Origin of the sequence: Acidovorax sp. Leaf191, from assembly GCF_001424425.1 — a bacterium.
Classification (GTDB): Bacteria; Pseudomonadota; Gammaproteobacteria; order Burkholderiales; family Burkholderiaceae_C; genus Acidovorax.
On the sequence record NZ_LMPT01000019.1, the window covers coordinates 274,526 to 293,800 of the forward strand.

17 protein-coding genes are annotated in these 19,275 nt (G+C 69.6%); 12 read left to right on the forward strand and 5 right to left on the reverse strand.

What is annotated here, in order from left to right; translation table 11 throughout:
• Positions 1-34 precede the first annotated feature (34 nt).
• The gene (locus tag ASG27_RS15315) at positions 35-1,060 is read right to left on the reverse strand and encodes a saccharopine dehydrogenase NADP-binding domain-containing protein (protein ID WP_056421259.1); all 1,026 of its coding nucleotides are present in this window, start codon (positions 1,058-1,060) and stop codon (positions 35-37) included.
• A gap of 83 nt (positions 1,061-1,143) precedes the next feature.
• Between ASG27_RS15315 and ASG27_RS15320 the strand changes: the two genes are divergently transcribed.
• Positions 1,144-1,839: a TetR/AcrR family transcriptional regulator gene (locus ASG27_RS15320; protein ID WP_082486092.1), complete on the forward strand. Its 696-nt coding sequence runs from the start codon at positions 1,144-1,146 to the stop codon at positions 1,837-1,839.
• A 359-nt stretch (positions 1,840-2,198) separates the two neighbouring features.
• Entirely contained in the window at positions 2,199-3,482 is a 1,284-nt protein-coding gene (locus tag ASG27_RS15325) for a purine-cytosine permease family protein (RefSeq protein WP_056421258.1), read from the forward strand.
• Between the two features lie 239 nt (positions 3,483-3,721).
• Here the strand turns inward: ASG27_RS15325 and thiD are convergent, their stop codons facing one another.
• Positions 3,722-4,573 (reverse strand): bifunctional hydroxymethylpyrimidine kinase/phosphomethylpyrimidine kinase, encoded by an 852-nt coding sequence (gene thiD, locus ASG27_RS15330; RefSeq protein ID WP_056421257.1) that lies wholly within the window; start codon positions 4,571-4,573, stop codon positions 3,722-3,724.
• 302 nt (positions 4,574-4,875) lie between these two features.
• Here thiD and ASG27_RS15335 point away from each other — a divergent pair, with 302 nt between their 5' ends.
• The 4 genes from ASG27_RS15335 (at position 4,876) to ASG27_RS15350 (ending at position 8,012) form a co-directional block, all read left to right on the forward strand.
• On the forward strand, positions 4,876-6,018 hold the full coding sequence (locus tag ASG27_RS15335) for an FAD-dependent oxidoreductase (RefSeq protein WP_056421256.1): 1,143 nt from the start codon (positions 4,876-4,878) through the stop codon (positions 6,016-6,018).
• Positions 6,015-6,212, forward strand: a complete 198-nt coding sequence (thiS, locus tag ASG27_RS15340; protein WP_056168117.1) for a sulfur carrier protein ThiS — start codon at positions 6,015-6,017, stop codon at positions 6,210-6,212. The genes ASG27_RS15335 and thiS overlap by 4 nt, the downstream gene beginning before the upstream one ends.
• 80 nt (positions 6,213-6,292) lie before the next feature.
• Entirely contained in the window at positions 6,293-7,105 is an 813-nt protein-coding gene (locus ASG27_RS15345) for a thiazole synthase (protein ID WP_056421255.1), read from the forward strand.
• Entirely contained in the window at positions 7,098-8,012 is a 915-nt protein-coding gene (locus tag ASG27_RS15350) for a thiamine phosphate synthase (RefSeq protein ID WP_082486110.1), read from the forward strand. The genes ASG27_RS15345 and ASG27_RS15350 overlap by 8 nt, the downstream gene beginning before the upstream one ends.
• Positions 8,013-8,223: 211 nt before the next feature.
• Here the strand turns inward: ASG27_RS15350 and ASG27_RS15355 are convergent, their stop codons facing one another.
• Positions 8,224-10,533, reverse strand: a complete 2,310-nt coding sequence (locus tag ASG27_RS15355) for a type IV pilus assembly protein FimV (RefSeq protein ID WP_235504131.1) — start codon at positions 10,531-10,533, stop codon at positions 8,224-8,226.
• Positions 10,534-10,605: 72 nt separating this feature from the next.
• Here ASG27_RS15355 and ASG27_RS15360 point away from each other — a divergent pair, with 72 nt between their 5' ends.
• The 5 genes from ASG27_RS15360 (at position 10,606) to ASG27_RS15380 (ending at position 16,368) form a co-directional block, all read left to right on the forward strand.
• Positions 10,606-12,126 (forward strand): 3-hydroxyacyl-CoA dehydrogenase, encoded by a 1,521-nt coding sequence (locus ASG27_RS15360; protein WP_056421253.1) that lies wholly within the window; start codon positions 10,606-10,608, stop codon positions 12,124-12,126.
• Between the two features lie 73 nt (positions 12,127-12,199).
• Positions 12,200-12,979: an oxepin-CoA hydrolase, alternative type gene (locus ASG27_RS15365; protein ID WP_056421252.1), complete on the forward strand. Its 780-nt coding sequence runs from the start codon at positions 12,200-12,202 to the stop codon at positions 12,977-12,979.
• A gap of 188 nt (positions 12,980-13,167) precedes the next feature.
• Positions 13,168-13,887: a Crp/Fnr family transcriptional regulator gene (locus ASG27_RS15370; protein ID WP_056421251.1), complete on the forward strand. Its 720-nt coding sequence runs from the start codon at positions 13,168-13,170 to the stop codon at positions 13,885-13,887.
• Between the two features lie 28 nt (positions 13,888-13,915).
• Complete coding sequence (locus tag ASG27_RS15375) at positions 13,916-15,001, forward strand: phosphotransferase (protein WP_056421250.1); 1,086 nt, start codon at positions 13,916-13,918, stop codon at positions 14,999-15,001.
• 92 nt (positions 15,002-15,093) lie between these two features.
• On the forward strand, positions 15,094-16,368 hold the full coding sequence (locus ASG27_RS15380; RefSeq protein ID WP_056421249.1) for an acyl-CoA dehydrogenase family protein: 1,275 nt from the start codon (positions 15,094-15,096) through the stop codon (positions 16,366-16,368).
• A 201-nt stretch (positions 16,369-16,569) separates the two neighbouring features.
• Here the strand turns inward: ASG27_RS15380 and ASG27_RS15385 are convergent, their stop codons facing one another.
• A complete protein-coding gene (locus tag ASG27_RS15385; protein WP_235504130.1) occupies positions 16,570-17,235 on the reverse strand; it encodes a hypothetical protein in 666 nt (221 codons plus the stop codon).
• Between the two features lie 278 nt (positions 17,236-17,513).
• On the opposite strand from ASG27_RS15385, the gene ASG27_RS15390 reads away from it, so the two are divergent.
• A complete protein-coding gene (locus ASG27_RS15390) occupies positions 17,514-18,152 on the forward strand; it encodes a hypothetical protein (protein WP_056421247.1) in 639 nt (212 codons plus the stop codon).
• Between the two features lie 94 nt (positions 18,153-18,246).
• On the opposite strand, the gene ASG27_RS15395 is transcribed toward ASG27_RS15390, so the two are convergent.
• Positions 18,247-19,260, reverse strand: coding sequence for an asparaginase (locus ASG27_RS15395; protein ID WP_056421246.1), 1,014 nt, complete (start codon positions 19,258-19,260; stop codon positions 18,247-18,249).
• Positions 19,261-19,275 lie beyond the last annotated feature (15 nt).

Sequence of the window (19,275 nt, forward strand, 5' to 3'; positions counted from 1 at the left end):
ACGCCGTTATTGCGGTTGTCGCGGTTATCGCCGGTCAGGTCGGCGCACCATCTCCAAACCACTGCAGTGCACCTGCCGCGTGGAGCGACTGCAGCACGTCCACCGGATCGACGGCCTGCGCCAGGGCCAGCGCGCCGCGGTGCGGGTACGCAGGGCCGAGCAGGCGCTGCGCCACCTCCACCACGATGGGCGCCGTCACCGCATAGATGTCCTGGCCGCGCACCCCTGCCGTGCGGCTTGAGCCGCCCTGCACCACATGGACGGCCAGCTCGAACCGCTGGGCTGAGCGCCCCGCGCCGTCCGTGGCCGTGGGTGGCGGGGTGGCCGCATCGCGGATGTCCTGCAGCGCAGAGCGGTTGAGCAGCGAACGGATCTCGCCCACCGGCAGGTGGTGGGCCAGGGTGATGACTTCGCTGAACGGAATCTCGACCATGGCCTGGCGGCCCAGCGGCTCGGCAAAGGTCCAGTCCGGCACGTCGGCGGACGGCACCAGGGGCGCCAGTCGGCCCTGCTGGACCACCAGCCGGGGCGCGGTGTTGCGCTCGCCGGTGCGGCGCGTGCCCGCCGTGGGCCACCAGTGGTCGAGTGCGACCGCCACGGTGATCATGTCGATAGGGCCGGGTGCGGCGAGCGCGCTGGCCAGCAGGTCGGCCAGCCCGCCGTAAAAGGCAGCGGCTGGCACCACCACGCGGCCCGCCGCGCGGGCCGGAGCATCCAGCCCGTCCAGGGTGGCTTGGGTGCTGGCCTGCTCGGCCGTCACGTCCAGGTAGTGGCACCCTGCCCGCAGGGCGGCCTGCCCCACCGGCACGGCGGTGTCCATGAACGGCCCGGCGCAGTTGATGACGACGGCGCAGCCGGCAAACGCCGGGTCCAGGCTCGACGGGTCGGCCAGGTCTGCGGTACGGCAGGCCACGCCCGGCGGCATGGTGTCGGCCAGCTTGCGTGCGTCCCGGCCCACGGCGACAACGGCCAGGCCGCGCCGCAGCGCCTCTTGCACCACGAACTGGCCGGTGTGGCCGGCGGCACCGAACACGGCGATGGATGGCTGGGTGGAATTCATGGCAGTCCTTGATGGTTGGGCTTGAAAAGATACAGACCTGTCTGTTCTTAAAATATTACAGACAGGTCTGTATCATTGTCAACATGCCCACTGCAAAAACTTCTGAACCCGTTGCCGACCGGGGTGTCCCGTCGTTGGACGCCGGCGCCAGCGCCACGGCCGCTCCCTCCCGCCCAGCGCCCAGGCGCGCTGCCAAGGCCGCCGCCAGCGACGGCGCCGATGTGCGCAGCCGCATCCTGGACACGGCCTCCCGGCTGTTCTACGAACGCGGCGTGCGCGCCGTGGGGGTGGACCTGGTGGTGCTGGAGGCCGAGGTCGCCAAGACCAGCCTGTACCGCTACTTCCCCACCAAGGACGACCTCATCGTGGCGTTTCTGGAGCGGGAGGATGTGGACTTCTGGGCTACCTGGGATGGTGTGGCCGCGCAGTTCCGCGACGACCCCGCGGGCGAGCTCAACGCCCACATGGGCTGGATCGGCGAGCGCCTGGCACGGTCGAACTACCGGGGCTGCCCGCAGATCAACGTGGCGGCCGAATTTGCCGAACAGGACCACCCCGCGCGCCTGGTATCGCAGCGGCACATGCAGGCGCTGCGCCAAAGACTGCATGAGATCGCAGAGCGGCTGAGCGCCCCCCGGCCTGACCTTTTGGCCGCCCAACTGGCCGTGCTGGTCAACGGCGCCTTCGTGAGCGCAGGTTTGCTCAGTGCGGAGGAAGGCACGGGCGTGCTGCGTGCCGCACTGCAGGCCATGCTGGCCGGCGCGCAAGCCAAGGGCTGATGCCATCGCGGGGCTGCTAAGTTCCAAGACTGGGCGTGCGTGGGGAGTTCCTTCACACGCGCCCACGCCCTGCCCCCTTTGCCGCCCCGGTCGTAACCGACCGTTTCCGCGTGGCACAATCGCGCCGCTGCCTTCGGGCGGCAATGCTAGGGGTGTCCCGCCGAGCGCGGGGCTGAGATCACACCCTTTGAACCTGTTGCACACCCGCCGTCCGATCGCCTGACGGCTGTGTGCGTGAGATCATCCTCGCGCAGGGAAGCCAAGTCCGACGACGCCACGCCCTGCACCTTCTGCGCTGCGGGGCGCCAGCCACCCGGGCCGCCCCTGCTCTGTATGCCTGTCTGTCTACGGAGCCCTCCATGCCTGTCCACACCGCCGCGCCCGCTGCCACCAACGAAGCGCTGGCGCCCGTCTCCCCCGACCGCCGCGTCTTCCAGTGGCACGACCACGCCTCGCTCTGGTTCAGCCTGGGCGTAGGCCTGCTGGTCATGCAGGTGGGCGCGTACCTGATGCCCGCGCTGGGCACGCAAGAGGCGCTGATCGCCATCGTCTGCGGCTCCATCGTGGGCGCAGGCCTGCTGGGCTGGGTGGCCAAGCTGGGCTGCGACAGCGGCCTGGCCAGCGCCGGGCTGATGCATGCGGTGTACGGCCGCACGTTCGCCAGCCTGCCGATCATTTTGAACATCGTGCAGTTGGTGGGCTGGGGCACCTTCGAGCTGGTGGTCATGCGCGATGCCACGGTGGCCATCGGCCAGCAGTCCGGCACCCTGGCCGGCGCGCACTGGCCCGTGCTGGCCACGCTGCTGTGGGGCGGCGTGGTGATGCTGCTCATCAGCGGATCGATGGTGCAGCTGGTGCGCAAGGTGATCGCCCGCGTGGCGCTGCCGCTGGTGGTGCTGTCGCTGCTGTGGCTGTCGTGGCAGTTTTTGTCGCTGGCGCAAGCCCAGGGCTTTGAAGCGCTGTGGACGCGCAAGGGCGCAGGCGGCATGGGCGTGCTGCCCGCGCTGGACCTGGTGATCGCAATGCCGATCTCGTGGCTGCCGCTGGTGGCCGACTACGCGCGCCACGGCAAAAGCGGCGGCGCTGCGCTGCGCGGCACCTGGCTGGGCTACGCGCTGGCCAACATGTGGTGCTACACCCTGGGCGTGCTGGTGGCGCTGACGCTGCCCAGCAAGGACCTGGTGCAGGCGCTGCTGCTGGCCCAGGGCGGGCTGATCGCGCTGTCGCTGATCCTCATCGACGAGGTGGACAACGCCTATGGCGACACGTACTCGGGCGCGGTGTCGGCCCACAGCCTGCTGCCGCGCTGGAGCGTGCGCCGCTGGGGCCTGGGCGTGGCCGCCGTGTGCACCGCCCTCGCGCTGGTACTGCCCATGCACAGCCTGGAGCCCTTCCTGCTGCTGCTCAGTTCGGTGTTCGTGCCGCTGTTCGGCGTGATCCTGGGGCGCCTGGCATTCGGCGCCAACGCACCCGCACTGCTGGCCAATGCGCGCCGCGTGAATGCGGCGCCGGTGGCCATCTGGGTGCTGGGCATCGCGGTGTACCACCTGGCCCCGCAAGTGGTGCCCGGGGCCGGGTCGGCACTGCCGGCGCTGGCGTTCAGCTTCGTGCTGGCGCTGGCCACGCGGCCGCGCGCTGCGTGATCTGCACCCCTGGCAAAGCCTGCAACGCCTTCACCCTGGCGTTGCTACCAAATTCATAGCTTCTACCGCTTTATGGACAAGCGGTAGCAGCCTAAAAGCCATGCATCAGTCCCGAACCATCCCCATGGCTGCGGCATCTTTTATTTAACTTGAACAAACCGTTCGGGCTGAGCTTGTCGAAGCCTTGCGCGGCGCTTCGGCAAGCTCAGCGTGAACGGTTCAAGTTGAAGAACGCCGAATCAATAAACCACGACCTGCGCCACCGGCGCATAGCCGTGGTTCAGCGGCCCGTGGCCACGGCCCGTGTGCACGTCGGCACCGGCGGCGATGGCGCCCAGGATGTAGCTGCGGGCGCGCTCCACCGCCTGCTGCAGCGGCAGGCCCAGCGCCAGGTGCGCGGCAATGGCGGACGACAGCGTGCAGCCCGTGCCGTGGCCGTTGTGCGTGGCGATGCGCGCTGATTCGAGCCGCTGCGCCACGCCGCCGCGCGTGCCCAGCAGGTCCACCACCCAGTCGCCGGGCAAGTGCCCGCCCTTGAGCAGCGCGGCGGGCGCGCCCAGCGCCAGCAGGCCATCCACTGCGGCCTGCAACGCATCCACACCCTCGATCGTGCGGCCCAGCAGCCAGCCGGCCTCGTCCAGGTTGGGGGTGATCACCTCGGCCAGCGGGAACAGCTCTTGGACCAGCACGCCCACCGTCTCCTGCGCGATCAGCCGGTCGCCGCTGGTGGCCACCATGACAGGGTCCAGCACCACGTGCGGCAGCTGGTAGGTGCGGATGGCATCGGCCACCACGCGCACCACCTCGGGCGAATGCAGCATGCCGATCTTGACCGCATCCACGCCGATGTCCTGCACCACCGCGTCGATCTGGGCCTTGAGCATCTCGGGCGGAATGCCGTGGATGCCGGTGACGCCGCAGGTGTTCTGCGCGGTGATGGCGGTGATCGCCGTCATGCCGTAGCAGCCCAGGGCGCTGAAGGTCTTGAGGTCGGCCTGGATGCCCGCCCCGCCGCCGCTGTCCGAGCCGGCAATGGAAAGCACGCGTGCGTAGCGCCGCGCCGCGGGGGGCGCCTGAGTCGAAGATGTCATGGCAAAAATTATGGCCTATGCGCCACATCAAAAAGGCGCGGCAGAGGGATGTGCTGTAATTGATTTTTCCGGACGAAACAGGGGTGTCCCGCCCGCCCGGTCATGGATGCATGGCCGGCAAGGGGGACTGAGAAATACCCTGGGGCCCCGCATCGCCACCGGCATGCAACCGCCCCGCTACCCGATCCAGGTCATGCTGGCGTGGGGAGTTTCCACCAACGGCACAGCCCCGTTTTGTCCTTGCACCCTGGCTCGCACCGTCGTCGCGCCTGGCCTGCAGCCCACGGACACACGAATCGCCTATGCCCCTGTCACCCTCTTCCTTTGCCATCCTGGGCGCAGGCCTCATGGGCCGTCTTCTGGCCGTGGAGCTGGCCCGCCAGGGGCACCGTGTCGACATCTACGACGCCGGCAGCCCGGCCGCCGAAGGCTCGGCCGCCACCGTGGCGGCGGCCATGCTGGCGCCCCTGGCCGAATCGGCCATCACCGAGCCCGGCGTGGTGCGCATGGGCCACCACGCACTCACCCGCTGGCCGCAGTTGCTGGCGCCGCTGGCCGAGCCGGTGTTCTTCCAGCAGGCGGGCACCCTCATCGTCTGGCACCGTCAGGATGCCGCCGAGGCCCAGCGCCTGACGCGCCAGCTGGAGACCAACCAGCGCGCCGTGCCGGAGCTGCCCAGCCTGCAAAAGCTCGATGCCACCGGCCTGGCCCAGGCCGAGCCCACGCTGGCCCACCGGTTTGCGCAGGGCCTGTACCTGCCCGGCGAAGGCCAGCTGGACAACCGCCAGCTGCTCGCCGCCCTGGTGGTGGAGATGCAGCGGCTGGCGGTGCGCACCCACTGGCACGCACCCCGCTCGCCCGACGCCTTTGCCCCCGGCCAGCCGGGCCAGCCCGACTGGGTGCTCGACTGCCGCGGCCTGGGCGCACGGCCCCAGTGGGCCGCGCTGCGCGGCGTGCGCGGCGAAGTGGCGCGCATCCACGCCCCCGACGTGACGCTGCTGCGCCCCACGCGGCTCGTTCACCCGCGCTACCCCATCTACATCGCGCCCAAGGAAGACCACCTGTTCGTCATCGGCGCCACCGAGATCGAGTCCGACGACCTGTCGCCCGCCAGCGTGCGCTCCACGCTGGAGCTGCTGTCTGCCGCCTACGCCGTGCACCCGGGTTTTGGCGAAGGCCGCATTCTGGAGTTGGCCACGCAGTGCCGCCCCACCCTGCCCGACAACCTGCCCGCCATCCGCCAGCCGCGTCCCGGCGTGCTCGAGATCAACGGCCTGTACCGCCACGGCTTCATGATCGCGCCCGCCATGCTGGATGTGACGCTGGAGGTGCTGAACGGGGGACAATCGCAGCTTTCGCAACGTTTTGACCTGGCGCTGGACCTGGAACACACCCCCGAGGGCCCGGCCCGCACCACAGATTCAGCAGCCCGCGCCATCGCATGAACATCTCCATCAACCAGACCCCGCACGACCTGCCCGAGGGCGCCACCGTGGCCGACGCCGTGGCCGCCATCGCCGCGCGACCCCCGTTCGCCGTGGCGGTGAACACCACCTTCGTGCCCAACACACGTTATGCCGCCCACACGCTGCAGCCGGGCGACCGGGTGGAGGTCATCTCGCCCGTGACGGGGGGCTGATCCACCCTCAAATTCGAGCAAAATCGGCCCCTACCGCTGATCCAGCAAGCGCTAACAGCTATCAAATTCATAGTACAGACATGACCACCCCGACGCCCCAAGACCCCCTGGTGCTGTACGGCCAGCAGTTTGCCAGCCGGCTGCTGCTGGGCACCTCCCGCTACCCCTCGCCCGCCGTGCTGGAGGCCGCCGTGCAGCGCGCGCAGCCGGCCATGGTCACCGCGTCGCTGCGCCGCCAGGGCAGCAACCCGGCCGAGAGCGGCAACAGCTTCTGGGAGCTGCTGCGCAAGCTCAACGTGCCGGTGCTGCCGAACACCGCGGGCTGCCACAGCGCGCAAGAGGCGATCACCACCGCGCAGATGGCGCGCGAGGTGTTCGACACGCCGTGGATCAAGCTGGAACTGATCGGCGACGACTACACCCTGCAGCCCGACACGCTCAACCTGGTGGGCGTGGCCGAACACCTCATCAAGGAAGGCTTTCAGGTGCTGCCCTACTGCACCGAAGACCTGGTGCTGTGCCAGCGCCTGGTGGACGTGGGCTGCCAGGCCGTCATGCCCTGGGCAGCGCCCATCGGCACCGGGCGCGGCCCCGTCAACCCGTATGCCCTGCAGACGCTGCGCGAGCGGCTGAACGTGCCCATGCTGGTGGACGCCGGGCTGGGCCTGCCGTCGCACGCCTGCCAGGTGATGGAATGGGGATACGACGGCGTGCTGCTGAACACCGCCGTCGCCCTGGCGCAAGACCCGGTCGCCATGGCTGGCGCGTTTGCCGACGCGGTGAACGCCGGGCGCACCGCGCGCCGGGCCGGCGCCATGTCGGCGCAGGATGCCGCCCAGCCCAGCACGCCCGTGCTGGGCACCCCTTTTTGGCACCATGCTCAAGATGCTTGATACGAAAGCCCTGGCGCAACAGATCGTTGCGCACCACGCCGCCACCTTTGCGGGCTTTGCGCCCCAGGCGGCGCCTGCCCCCACCCGGCAGGACCCGGCCTATCTGGCGGCACTGCAGGCCTGCAGCACGCTGGGATTCATCGCCCACGACGCCGAATGCGTGGCGCAGGCCTGGCAGGCCCGCACCGAGCGCACCGGCGCCGTGCAGCCCGACCTGTGGCCCGACGCGTCCGAGGATTTCGGCCTGCAGCCCGTGCCGCGCGCGCAGGCATTCGCCCCCTGCCCGCAGCACCTGGGCCTGTACGCCGTGCTGCCCGACGCCGACTGGGTGGGCCGCATGGCCCGTGCGGGCGTGCCGACGGTGCAGTTGCGCTTCAAGTCCGACGACGCGGCGGCCATCGACCGCGAAGTGCGGGCCGCCGTGCAGGCCGTGCTGGGCACGTCCGCGCTGCTGTTCATCAACGACCACTGGCAGGCGGCCATCGCCGCGGGTGCCTACGGCATCCACCTGGGCCAGGAAGACCTGGATGCGCTCAGCGCGGACGACCTGCAGGCCCTGCGCGCGTCCGGCCTGCGCCTGGGCGTGAGCACCCATGGCTATGCCGAAATGGTGCGCGCGGATGCCGTGGGCCCGAGCTACATCGCCATGGGCGCCGTGTTCCCCACCACGCTCAAGAAGATGGCCACCGCGCCCCAGGGCGTGGGCCGCCTGGGCGTGTACGCGCGGCTGCTGCGCCACTACCCGCAGGTGGCCATCGGCGGCATTGGCGCCGGTCAGTTCGCGGAGGTCCTGGCGACCGGCGTGGGGTCGATCGCGGTGGTGAGGGCGCTGGTCAATGCGCCCGACCCGGAGGCCGAAGCCGGCGCCCTGATGCGGGCCATGCGGGTCGTGGGCACCACCGCCTGAACCCGCGGCGCCCTGCGGGCTGCGGCTCGCGCCAGCCTTGGTCGCGTCGCCTGCCAGAGCGGCAGCCACCACGGACCCGCTGAACGGCCGGCGCTGCCCCGCACCGCAAGACGGGCGTGGGCGGAACCCGAAAGAATGGGAACCACTGGGAAAGGCCGGCAAGCGCTCGGCCCCTCGCCCATCCGCAACCCCCGCTGAGCGGCTCAGCGGCTCAGGGACGGCCCTTGTTGCTGTTGTCCTTTTGCTCCAGCTCCAGGCGCAGTTCCATCAGGTCGTTATCCATGCCAAAGCCCACCGCCCCGCCCGATGCCGGAGGTGGCGTGACCGGCACGGGCGGCAGGTCGCTGAGCGTGAGGTGGGGAGGCTCGGACAGGTCCAGGTCCAGCGGCGCGCCCCGCGTGTCCACAGCGACGCCAGGCGGTGCCATGGGGGGCCGCGTGGCCGCAGGCGGCTCGGGTGCCTGCACGGCGCGCGGCGTGCGCAGCGACTCGTCGAAATCGAACTCCAGGCTGGCCGCCAGCGAGTCGAGCGGCAGGTCGTCTTGCGGCGCGGCAGGCCGGGGCGGCGGGGCCGAGGGCTCGGTCATCACCACCGCGTCGATGCGGTCGGGCGCCAGCGGCGTGGTGCGCTTGCGCGGCCCGTCGCCGCCGCGTGCGGAGGCCGGCGTGGTCTGCGCAACGGCCAGCAACAGCAGCAGCTCGTCGTAGGCCGCCATGTCGAACGGCTCGATGGCGCCGACACCATCGCGCCTGAACAGGTACTTCTCAAGCAGTACCAGCACGGACGGCGACGTCCACTCGGCCTCGATCTCGGCCAGCGCATCGGTGTAGTGGTACAGCATGCGTCCCGTGCGGTGAAAGCCGGTGAACTCCGGCACTTGCGCGTTGAACGACTGCATGAACTGCTTGCGCAGCTGGGCGAACTCTTCCACGCGACTCAGCGTGTGGTACAGCCGCAGCAGCTCCAGGTACGCCAGCGGGGACACATCGCCGCGCTCGTCGATGTGCTTCTTGAGCACTTCGATGGCCTGCTGGTGCTCGCCCACCGAGATGAAGAACTCGGCTTGCTGCTGGATGTCGAACAGCTCTTCCGGGCTGACGATGTGCAGCGCTGCCCGGCTGGCGGAGGCCGATGCGGCGGCGGCTGCCGCTGCGGTGGCCGCGGTGCTCGCAGGCGCCGGCGCCGTGGGGCTGGGCGCCGCCTGGGTATCCGCCATGGAGGGCGCCAGCGGCGCGGCCCCCGAGCTGCGGCCGGCCCCCTGGGCCGCCGGGGCTGCGGCGGGCGCGGCCTGCGGCACTGGGGACGGCGTCGTGTCGGGCGGCAGCCAGGTGTCGCCCGGATGGGGCCTGAGGCCCAGCGCCTCGTCGCGGGCCGCGAGCGCGGGGTCCCGCCCGCCCAACGCAGCCACGGAGTCGCGCCAGTCGCGGATGGCCTTCTCGGAGCGGGTGCGCATCCGCACCAGCACCCACGCCACCAGCAGCAGAGCGGCGGCCAGCAGGCCACCGAGCACATACACCACCAGGGCGGGGAAACGTTCTTCCTGGACCTGCTCCAGCTGTTGCTGCGCCTGCGCGGCGCTGGCGCGGTCGCGGCTGGCCTGGGCGCGCAGGGTGGCCATGTCGGCCTCCAGCGCCTTCAGGCGGTCTGCGTCCTGGTTGATGTCTTCGGGCTGCGCGTTCAGGGACTTCCAGACCGCAGCAGCCTGGGCACGCTGTGCAGACGGCTGGTCCGACGGCGTGACCAGCAGCTCGGGCGACGCACGCAGGGCCACGGGGCGGTCGAGCCACAGGTCCAGCGGCTCCACGACCAGGCGCGAGCGCTCTGCGGGCTTGGGTGCAGCGGCCGCAGCCGCAGCCGCAGCCGCAGCCGTGGGAGGGCGCTGCGCACTGCGCGCTGGCGCCGCATTGTTGGCTGCAGCGCGTGGCACCGGCCGGCTGGCAGCCGCGGCGGATGGCCGCGCTGGCGCGGCAGGCGTGTCACCGGGCAATGCGGCGGGCGCGGAACCGGCGGGGGCACGCTGAGCGGTAGTGCCCGTGCCCATGCCAGTTGCGGCGCTGGTGCCGGCCGCGCTGCGGGGCACGTCCGCCGCGCCAGGCGTTGCCGACGACAGCCGCGACACATCGACAGGCGCCGTGGAGCGCGCCACCGAGGCAGGCAGTTCGGACAGAAAGGTATAGGTGCGGCTGATCTTGCTGCTGCAGCCCGCCGACAGCGTGACGGTGAGCACGGGCTCGTCGATGGCCACGTTGGCCTGCACGCGCACACCGGGCGGGCGGCCGCGCATGTCGGGCAGCGGCGTGATGCGCACCCGGGCGTCGCCGATGGGGGTATCTCCGGCCCGGACCTGGGCCGACACGCAGGACGATGCGACATCGGAGCCGGCATCCGGCTGCACCTCGAACGACACATCCAGGGGCGCGCCCAACACCACCGTGCCTCTGCTGCTGCCGAGCGAGAGTGCACCGGCGCCCGCAGCAACCACCCACAGCCCGGCTCCAAGTACGGTGTTACGGATTTTCACAATAGGTTCTATTTATGGTGCGGCCCATTCTTGCACATAAGTCCCGGTCAAGGCCAGAGCCATAATGGCGCTATGAAAATTCAGTTTCACCACATCGGAATCGTAGGCACCGGCGCCATGGGCCGGGGCATTGCCCAGATCGCAGCCCAGGCCGGAAGCCAGGTGTATCTGCTGGACGCCAATCCCGGCGCCGCCCAGGCCGCGCAGGCCGCGCTGCAAGAGCAGTGGGCCAAGCTGGTCGCCAAGGGGCGCATCGAGGCCGACGAGGCCACGGCCCTGGCCGCGCGGCTGCACCCGGTGCAGGCGGTGGCCGACCTGGCGGGCTGCGACCTGGTGGTGGAAGCCATCGTGGAGCGCCTGGATGTGAAGAAAACGCTGTTCGCCGAGCTCGAAGCCGTGGTGCGCAGCGACGCGGTGCTGGCGACCAACACGTCCTCGCTGTCCGTCACCGCGATTGCGGCGGGCCTGCAGCGGCCCGAGCGCCTGGCGGGCTTTCATTTCTTCAACCCCGTGCCACTCATGAAGGTGGTCGAGGTGATCGCCGGGCTCAAGACCGACGCTGCCGTCTGCACCGCGCTGGCTGCATACGCCCGCCAGATGGGCCACACGCCCGTGCAGGCGCAGGACACGCCGGGCTTCATCGTCAACCACGCAGGGCGCGGCTTCGGCACCGAGGCCCTGCGCATCGTGGGCGAAGGCGTGGCCGACTTCGCCACCATCGACCGCATCCTGCGCGACCAGGTGGGTTTCAAGCTCGGGCCCTTCGAGCTGATGGACCTCACGGCGCTGGACGTGTCGCACCCGGTGATGGAATCCATCTACCGCCAGTACTACGACGAGCCGCGTTTTCGGCCCAGCGTGATCACCGCGCAACGCCTGGCCGGTGGCGTGGTCGGCAAGAAGGTGGGCGAAGGCTTCTACCGCTATGTGGACGGCGCGGCCCAGGTGCCCGCCGAGCCGCCCGTGCCGGTGGTGGGCGACATCCCGCCGGTGTGGGTGTCGCCCCGCGCCGCGCGGCGTGCCGAGCTGTACCAGCTGCTCAAGGACCTGGGCGCCACCATCGAGACCGGGCAATCGCCCTCGCCGCAGGCCATCACGCTGGTCGCGCCGCTGGGCTTTGACGTGACCACCGTGGCGGTGGTCGAGCGGCTGGACCCTGCGCGCACCATCGGCATCGACATGCTGGTGGAGGACGCAGCCACCAAGCGCCGCGTGCTGGCCACCAACCCCGCCACGCGCGTGGACATCCGCAACGCGGCGCACGCCCTGTTCGCCCGCGACGGCAAGGCCGTGAGCGTGATCCGCGACAGCGGCGGCTTCGTCACGCAGCGCGTGGTGGCCACCATCGTCAACATCGCCGCCGACATCTGCCAGCAGGGCATCTGCTCGCCCAAGGACCTGGAGACCGCCGTGACCCTGGGCCTGGGCTACCCGCAGGGCCCGCTGGCCATGGGCGACCGCTGGGGCCCGCCCAACATCCTCGAGGTGCTGTTCAACATGCAGACCGTGTATGGCGACACCCGCTACCGCCCCAGCCCCTGGCTGCGCCGGCGCGGCGCCATCGGCCTGAGCCTCACCCACGTCGAGGAATGAGGCACTCCGGTTCTGACCGGATGCCTCAGCAGTCGTTACAGCCACCGCCCACACTGTCCACCAGGTCACGCACATGCCCGCAGAACTCAAGAGCACCAGCCAGGGCCAGACCCTGATCCTGACCCTCAGCAACCCCGAACGGCGCAACGCGATCGACCCGTCGATGTACGCGGCGGGCATCGAGGCGCTGAGCGTGGCCGAAGGCAGCGCCGACATCCGCAGCGTGATCATCACCGGCTCGGACGGCATGTTCTGCTCGGGCGGCAACCTGCAGCGCCTGCTGGCCAACCGCCAGCAGCCGCCCGAGGTGCAGGCCCAGAGCATCGAAGGCCTGCACAACTGGATCGAGACCATCCGCACCTACCCCAAGCCCGTGATCGCAGCGGTCGAAGGCGCGGCGGCCGGTGCGGGCTTTTCGCTGGCGCTGGCCTGCGACTTCATCGTGTCGGCACGCAATGCGGTGTTCGTGATGGCGTACAGCAACGTGGCGCTGTCGCCCGATGGCGGCGCGAGCTGGAGCCTGTCGCAGGCCCTGCCCCGGCACGCGGCCACCGAGATCCTGATGGGCGGCGACCGCATCGGCGCCGAACGCCTGCACGCGCTGGGCGTGGTCAACCGCGTGGCCGAGCCCGGGGCGGCGCTCGATGCGGCGCTGGCGCTGGCCGAGCAGCTCAATGGCAAGGCGCCCAACGCGCTCGCCAGCATCAAGGAGCTGCTCAACGACGCGCCCGGTGCCAGCCTGACCCAGCACCTGGGCCACGAGCGCGACCACTTCGTGAAGAACCTGCACCACCTCAACGGCGGCGAGGGCATCACCGCCTTTTTGGAAAAGCGCGCGCCGCGCTACGAGTGACCGCGCGCCTTGCGCCGCGGCAGTGTCCGCGCCGCTTGCAAAGCACTCCACAAGCCCCTGCGTGCCCCGTCGGCACCCAGGGGTTTTTTTCTGCGCGCACGCGCAGACGCGCAGGTGACAACCCTGACGCAGCGCGAAGGTCCCTCACGCGACAATGGTCCTGTTTCTAGTCACGCAAAAGACAGGCCATGGACGACCCGATTCTTACTATCGAAGAACGTGAAGCGATCAACTCAGGTCGCTGGTTTTCATCCCTTTCACCCTCGCTACGCCACGACATCCTGCGATGTGCATACGTCAAACGCTTCAAGGACGGCGGCCTCATCGCCGCCCGCGGCGACCCGCCCGAGGAGTGGATCGCCTGCGCGCGCGGTGCGGTGCGGGTGAGCTCCACCTCCATCTCGGGCAAGCAGATCACGCTGACCTATGTGGAGCCGGGCATCTGGTTCGGCGACGTGGCGATCTTCGACGGGGACCGGCGCACGCACGATGCCTATGCGCATGGGGACACCACGATCCTGTGCGTGGCCAAGGCCGACTTCAAGAAGATCCTCGCGGCGCACACCGAGCTGTACGAGGCCATGCTGCGCCTGCATGCACGGCGCATACGGCAGCTGTTCGGGCTGGTGGAAGACCTCAACACCCTGCCCCTGCGCTCGCGCCTGGCCAAGCAGCTGGTGCACCTGGTGCGCAGCTACGGCGTGCCCAGCCTGTCGGACGGCAGCGAGATGCGCATCGGCCTGCAGCTGGCGCAGGAAGAACTGGCGCAGCTGCTGGGTGCGTCGCGCCAGCGGGTGAACCAGGAGCTCAAGGCCATGGAGCGCGAGGATGCCATCCGCATCGAGCCGGGCGGCCTGGTGGTGCGCGACCGGGAGGCGCTCATGCGCATTGCCGAAACCGACAACTGAAGAACGACAACACACCCCTCGCCCACCCATGAGCAACTTTGACCATTTCGTGGGCACCCGGCCCGTCTCCGACCAGCACGCGTTCGACATCGACACGCTGACGGCCTGGCTGGCACAGCACATGGAGGACTTTGCCGGCCCCCTGACGGTGGAGATGTTCAAGGGAGGGCAGTCCAACCCCACCTACAAGCTCATCACCCCCGGCACCAGCTACGTGATGCGGGCCAAGCCCGGCCCGGTGGCCAAGCTGCTGCCCTCGGCCCATGCTATCGAGCGTGAGTTCGCGGTGATGAGCGGCCTGCACGGCACCGATGTGCCGGTGCCCCGCATGTTCGTGCTGTGCGAGGACGAATCGGTCATCGGCCGCGCCTTCTACGTCATGGAATGCATGCAGGGCCGTGTGCTGTGGGACCAGTCCCTGCCCGGCATGGCCCCCGCAGAGCGCGCCGCGATCTATGACGAGATGAACCGCGTGATCTCTGCGCTGCACAGCGTGAAGTTCGCCGACCGGGGCCTGGCCGGCTATGGCAAGCCCGGCAATTATTTCGACCGCCAGATCGGCCGCTGGAGCAAGCAGTACGTCGCGTCGGTCACGCAGCCCATCCCCGAGATGGACAAGCTCATGGAATGGCTGCCCGCCCACATGCCCGCCAGCGCGCGGGACGAGGGGCACGTGTCCATCGTGCACGGCGACTACCGGCTCGACAACCTGATGTTCCACCCCACCGAGGCGCGCGTGATCGCGGTGCTCGACTGGGAGCTGTCCACGCTCGGCCATCCGCTGGCGGACTTCAGCTACCACTGCATGAGCTGGCACATCCCCGCCGCCATGGGCCGCGGCATCGCCGGGCAGGACCTGGCGGCGCTGGGCATCCCCGACGAAGACAGCTACATCCGCCGCTACTGCGAACGCACCGGCATCGCCACGCCCGACGCACTGCGTGCCGACTGGAACTTCTACCTGGCCTACAACATGTTCCGCATCGCCGCCATCCTGCAGGGCATTGCCAAGCGGGTGGAGGCCGGCACCGCGTCGAGCGCGCAGGCCAAGGCCTCGGGCGACACGGCACGGCCCATGGCCGAGCTGGCCTGGTCGTTCGCGCAGCGCGGATGAAGACCACACCCACGCCCGCACCGAGACCCACACGATAGAGCGGCACCGACGCCGCCCTGACGATCCAACGATTACCAACGGAGACGACACCCATGGACTTTGACTACTCGCCCAAAACCAAGGAACTGCAGTCCAGGCTGCTCCAGTTCATGGATGACCACATCTATCCGAACGAGGTGGCGTACAAGAACGAGCTGATCGCCAACACCGCGGCCGGCAAGCGGTGGACGGCCCTGTCCACCATCGAGAACTTGAAGCCCAAGGCCCAGGCCGCCGGTCTGTGGAACCTGTTCCTGCCGGTGGACAGCGCCGCAGCCTCGGGCTACGACGGTGCAGGCCTGACCAACCAGGAATACGCGCCCCTGGCCGAGATCATGGGCCGCGTGCCATGGGCCAGCGAGGTGTTCAACTGCTCGGCGCCCGACACCGGCAACATGGAGACCATCGCCCGCTACGGCGACGAGGCCAACAAGGCCCGCTGGCTCAAGCCGCTGCTCGAAGGCAAGATCCGCTCGGCTTTTGCGATGACCGAGCCCGACGTGGCATCGAGCGACGCGACCAACATCGAGACGCGCATCGAGCGCGACGGCGACGAGTACGTGATCAACGGCCGCAAGTGGTGGATCTCCGGTGCGGCCGACCCGCGCTGCGCGGTGTTCATCACCATGGGCAAGACCGACCCCGAAGCGCCGCGCCACTCGCAGCAGAGCATGGTGCTGGTGCCCGCCGATGCCAAGGGCATCACCATCATCCGGCCGCTGAACGTGTTCGGCTACGACGACGCGCCGCACGGCCATGTGGAGATGACCTTCGAGAACGTGCGCGTGCCCGTCTCCAACATCCTGCTGGGCGAAGGCCGCGGCTTCGAGATCGCCCAGGGGCGCCTGGGCCCCGGGCGTATTCACCACTGCATGCGCCTCATCGGCCTGGCCGAGCGCGCGCTGGAGCTGATGTGCAGGCGCGCCTCGTCGCGCGTGGCCTTCGGCAAGACCGTGGCGCAGCAGACCGTGACGCAGGAACGCATTGCCGAAGCCCGCTGCAAGATCGACATGGCCCGCCTCTTGACCCTGAAGGCCGCCTGGCTGATGGACGTGGCCGGCAACAAGGTCGCCAAGACCGAGATCGCCATGATCAAGGTGGTGGCCCCGAGCATGGCCTGCCAGGTCATCGACTGGGCCATGCAGGTGCACGGCGGCGGCGGCATGAGCGACGACTTCCCGCTGGCGTACGCCTACGCCGGTGCACGCACGCTGCGCTTTGCCGACGGCCCGGACGAGGTGCACCGCAACGCGATCGCCAAGTGGGAGCTGGGCAAGTACGGCGCCTATGGCCGCGATGCGGGTGTGCCGATCACTCGCGGAAGTTAAGTAAGCACCCCCTGAGCCGCTTCGCGTCTTCCCCCTCTCTCGCGCTGTGCGCGGGAGGGGGACGCACCCGGTGGCCTGGCGAAGCCAGTTCCACGGGTGCACTGGCCGGGGGCGTGCCAGTTTCAAAGGGCAAGGGCGTACGACACCAAACAACACGGGGCCACAGGCCCCGTTTTTGTTTTGCAGCGAGAGTGTGCGATGTCAGCGGCCGAAACCCGCCTCGTCATCCGGCCCCGCCACCGACATGGGCGGCAGGTTTTGCAAGGCGGCTTGGCCGGCGACCAGCAGCAGTTGTTTGGCATGGGCGATCTCGGCCAGGCTGCGCTGGGTGTGTTCCAGGCGCAGATAGACCTTGCCGCGCGCGAGCATCAGCACCATGGGGGATTTGGCGCGTTCGGCGCCGCCCTCGCCTTCCACCGCGTTGAGCAGCTGCGAGACCACGGGCGCGTGGATCCAGCGCTGGGCCTGCTCGATGCGCTCGGCGACCACGGTGAAATGGTCGCGGAACGACGTCGGCAGGCCGGGCCAGGTCACCTCCTCGTACATCGACAGCCATCGCATTTCTTCAGGCAGGCTGGTGCTGATGGCCGTCTGCAGGGTGTCGGTGATCTCGTCGTAGGCGGTGCGCTCCAGCACCTCCTGCAGAGGGCGGTTGATCACCATCACGGCGGCATCGGGGTCGGCGCCCACGTCGGCGCGGCCGCGCAGCTCCAGGCCCTGCACGTAGTCGCGCGTGGGCGTGCTGCACTCGAGCCGCCAGGGGTGGCCGTGGATGTCGCCGCCCAGGTCGAAATGCCCGTCGGTGGCGTGGGCGACGATGGGCAGGCGCTGGTCCGCCGCCCAGCGGGACACATCTCGGTTGGTCACAGGCCGGCCGGGGGCGCCCAAGGAGCCAGTGGCGCTGAATGCTTTGCGGAGACGGTCGAACATGTTGGGCCGAAGCACAAAGCTTCGCAAGAGTCACAGGTGCAGGCATTATTGAGGGCATTGCAGTGGATAGAAAGCCCCCCTGAGTCGCCTGGCGGCGCCTTCCCCCAGAGGGGGACGCACCCGGTGGACTGGCGAAGCCAGATCCACGGGTGCACTGGCCGGGTGCGCGCCAGTTTCGGCGGTTGTGCGTGTGAGCACGCTTTTTGGATGAAGACATGTTTTTTGTGACTGTGAACCGGCGTTTTGCCGTGACGGCTTTGGTTGCTGGTGGTGTGCTGGCAGCCGTGCCCGCGGCCGCTGCGCCATTGCCCCAGGATGCCTCGCCCACGGCGCGCCGGCTGGTGCGCTGGGCCACCGACACGGCCGACCACCAGGGCCTGCCGTTTGCCGTGATCGACAAGCCAGCCGCGCGCATCCATGTGTTTTCGGCACAGGGGCAGTGGCTGGGCAGCTCGCCGGTGCTGCTGGGCGCGGCGCTGGGCGACCGGTCGGCGCCGGACATCGGCCAGCGCCCGCTGTCGCAGATCCGCCCCGAAGAGCGCACCACGCCCGCTGGGCGCTTCGTCACCGAGCCCGGGCGCAATTTGAAGGGCGACGACATCGTCTGGATCGACTACGACGCCGCCGTGTCGCTGCACCGGGTGCGCAGCGTGAGCGCCGCCGAGCGCCGCCACCAGCGCCTGGCCAGCCAGGGCGCGCAGGACAAGCGCATCAGCTACGGCTGCGTGAATGCGCCCGAGGCGTTCTACAACCAGTTCATCGCACCGCTGTTCGGCCAGTCGCGGGGCGTGATCTATGTGCTGCCCGACACGGAGCCGTTTGCTACTATTTTTGTAGCTGCTAGCGCTTACTAGTCAAGCGGTAAAGGCATTTTTCAATCAAATTCCGGCGCGCGCAGCGCAGTGGCCCGCACGACAGCCCCGGCAGAACCACTGCCAAATTCCCGGCTCAGGCGCTGGCGGGCTCCAGCTTGAACACCGCCCGCCGCTCGCCCACCTGCAAGCCCTTGGCGTTGACGATGCGTGCGGACCGGCGCGGGGCCAGTGCCTCGCGCTGACCGGCATCCAGCCAGCCGAGCTGGTCCATCACCTCCACGGCGGCCGCGACCTGCGCCACCATGCTGCCGTCCATGACCTTGAGCGCAAAGGCCTCGCCCCGGCTGCGGCTTCCCACCACCTGCACGCCGTCGGCGCCGGTCTTGGATACCCAGTCACCCTGCCCGGCCCGCATAAAGTCCAGGTCATGCCGCCCGGTGCCCGAACCCAGTTCGGGCCGCGCGACCATCGCGTCGGCCAGCGTGGTCAGGCTGTGGTGCAACGCAGTATCCGGTGCGCCGCCCGCCAGACGCGCATAGCCGCGCGCCAGGTGGGCCAGCGGCATGGCGTAGTTGGGCGCCGAGCAGCCGTCGATGCCCATGGGCATTTGGTCGGGCGCCAGGCCCACGGCCTGCGCCACATGGTCACGAATGGCCACCTGCAGCGGGTGCGCCGGGTCCAGATGCCCCTCCAGCGGCAAGCCCTGCTGCACGCAGTGCGCCACAAAACCCGCGTGCTTGCCGCTGCAGTTGTTGTGGCGCTCGTCGGGCACGAAGCCTGCGGACATCGTGCCCAGCCCCAGCTCTGCGAACAGCGGCCGGTGGCAGCCGCACTGCAGCGCGTGGTAGTCCTGGCCCACGGTGGCCAGCATGCGCTCGGCCTGCTGCACGTGCATCGGTTCGCCGTTGTGGCTGGCGCACAGCAGGGCCAGCTCGCCCTGGCCCCAGCCCAGTGCGGCCGCGCCGCCGGCCTGCATGAACGGCAGCGCCTGGAAGGCCTTGATGGTGGAGCGGGTGAAGGTGACGGTGTACGGGTCGCCCACGCGGGCCAGCACCTTGCCTTCGCGGTTGGACACCGCCACGGCACCCCAGTGCTGGCACTCTGCAAAGCCGCCGCGGCTGACGTCGATCAACGGTACGAAACCCATGGTGTATTCCTTGCA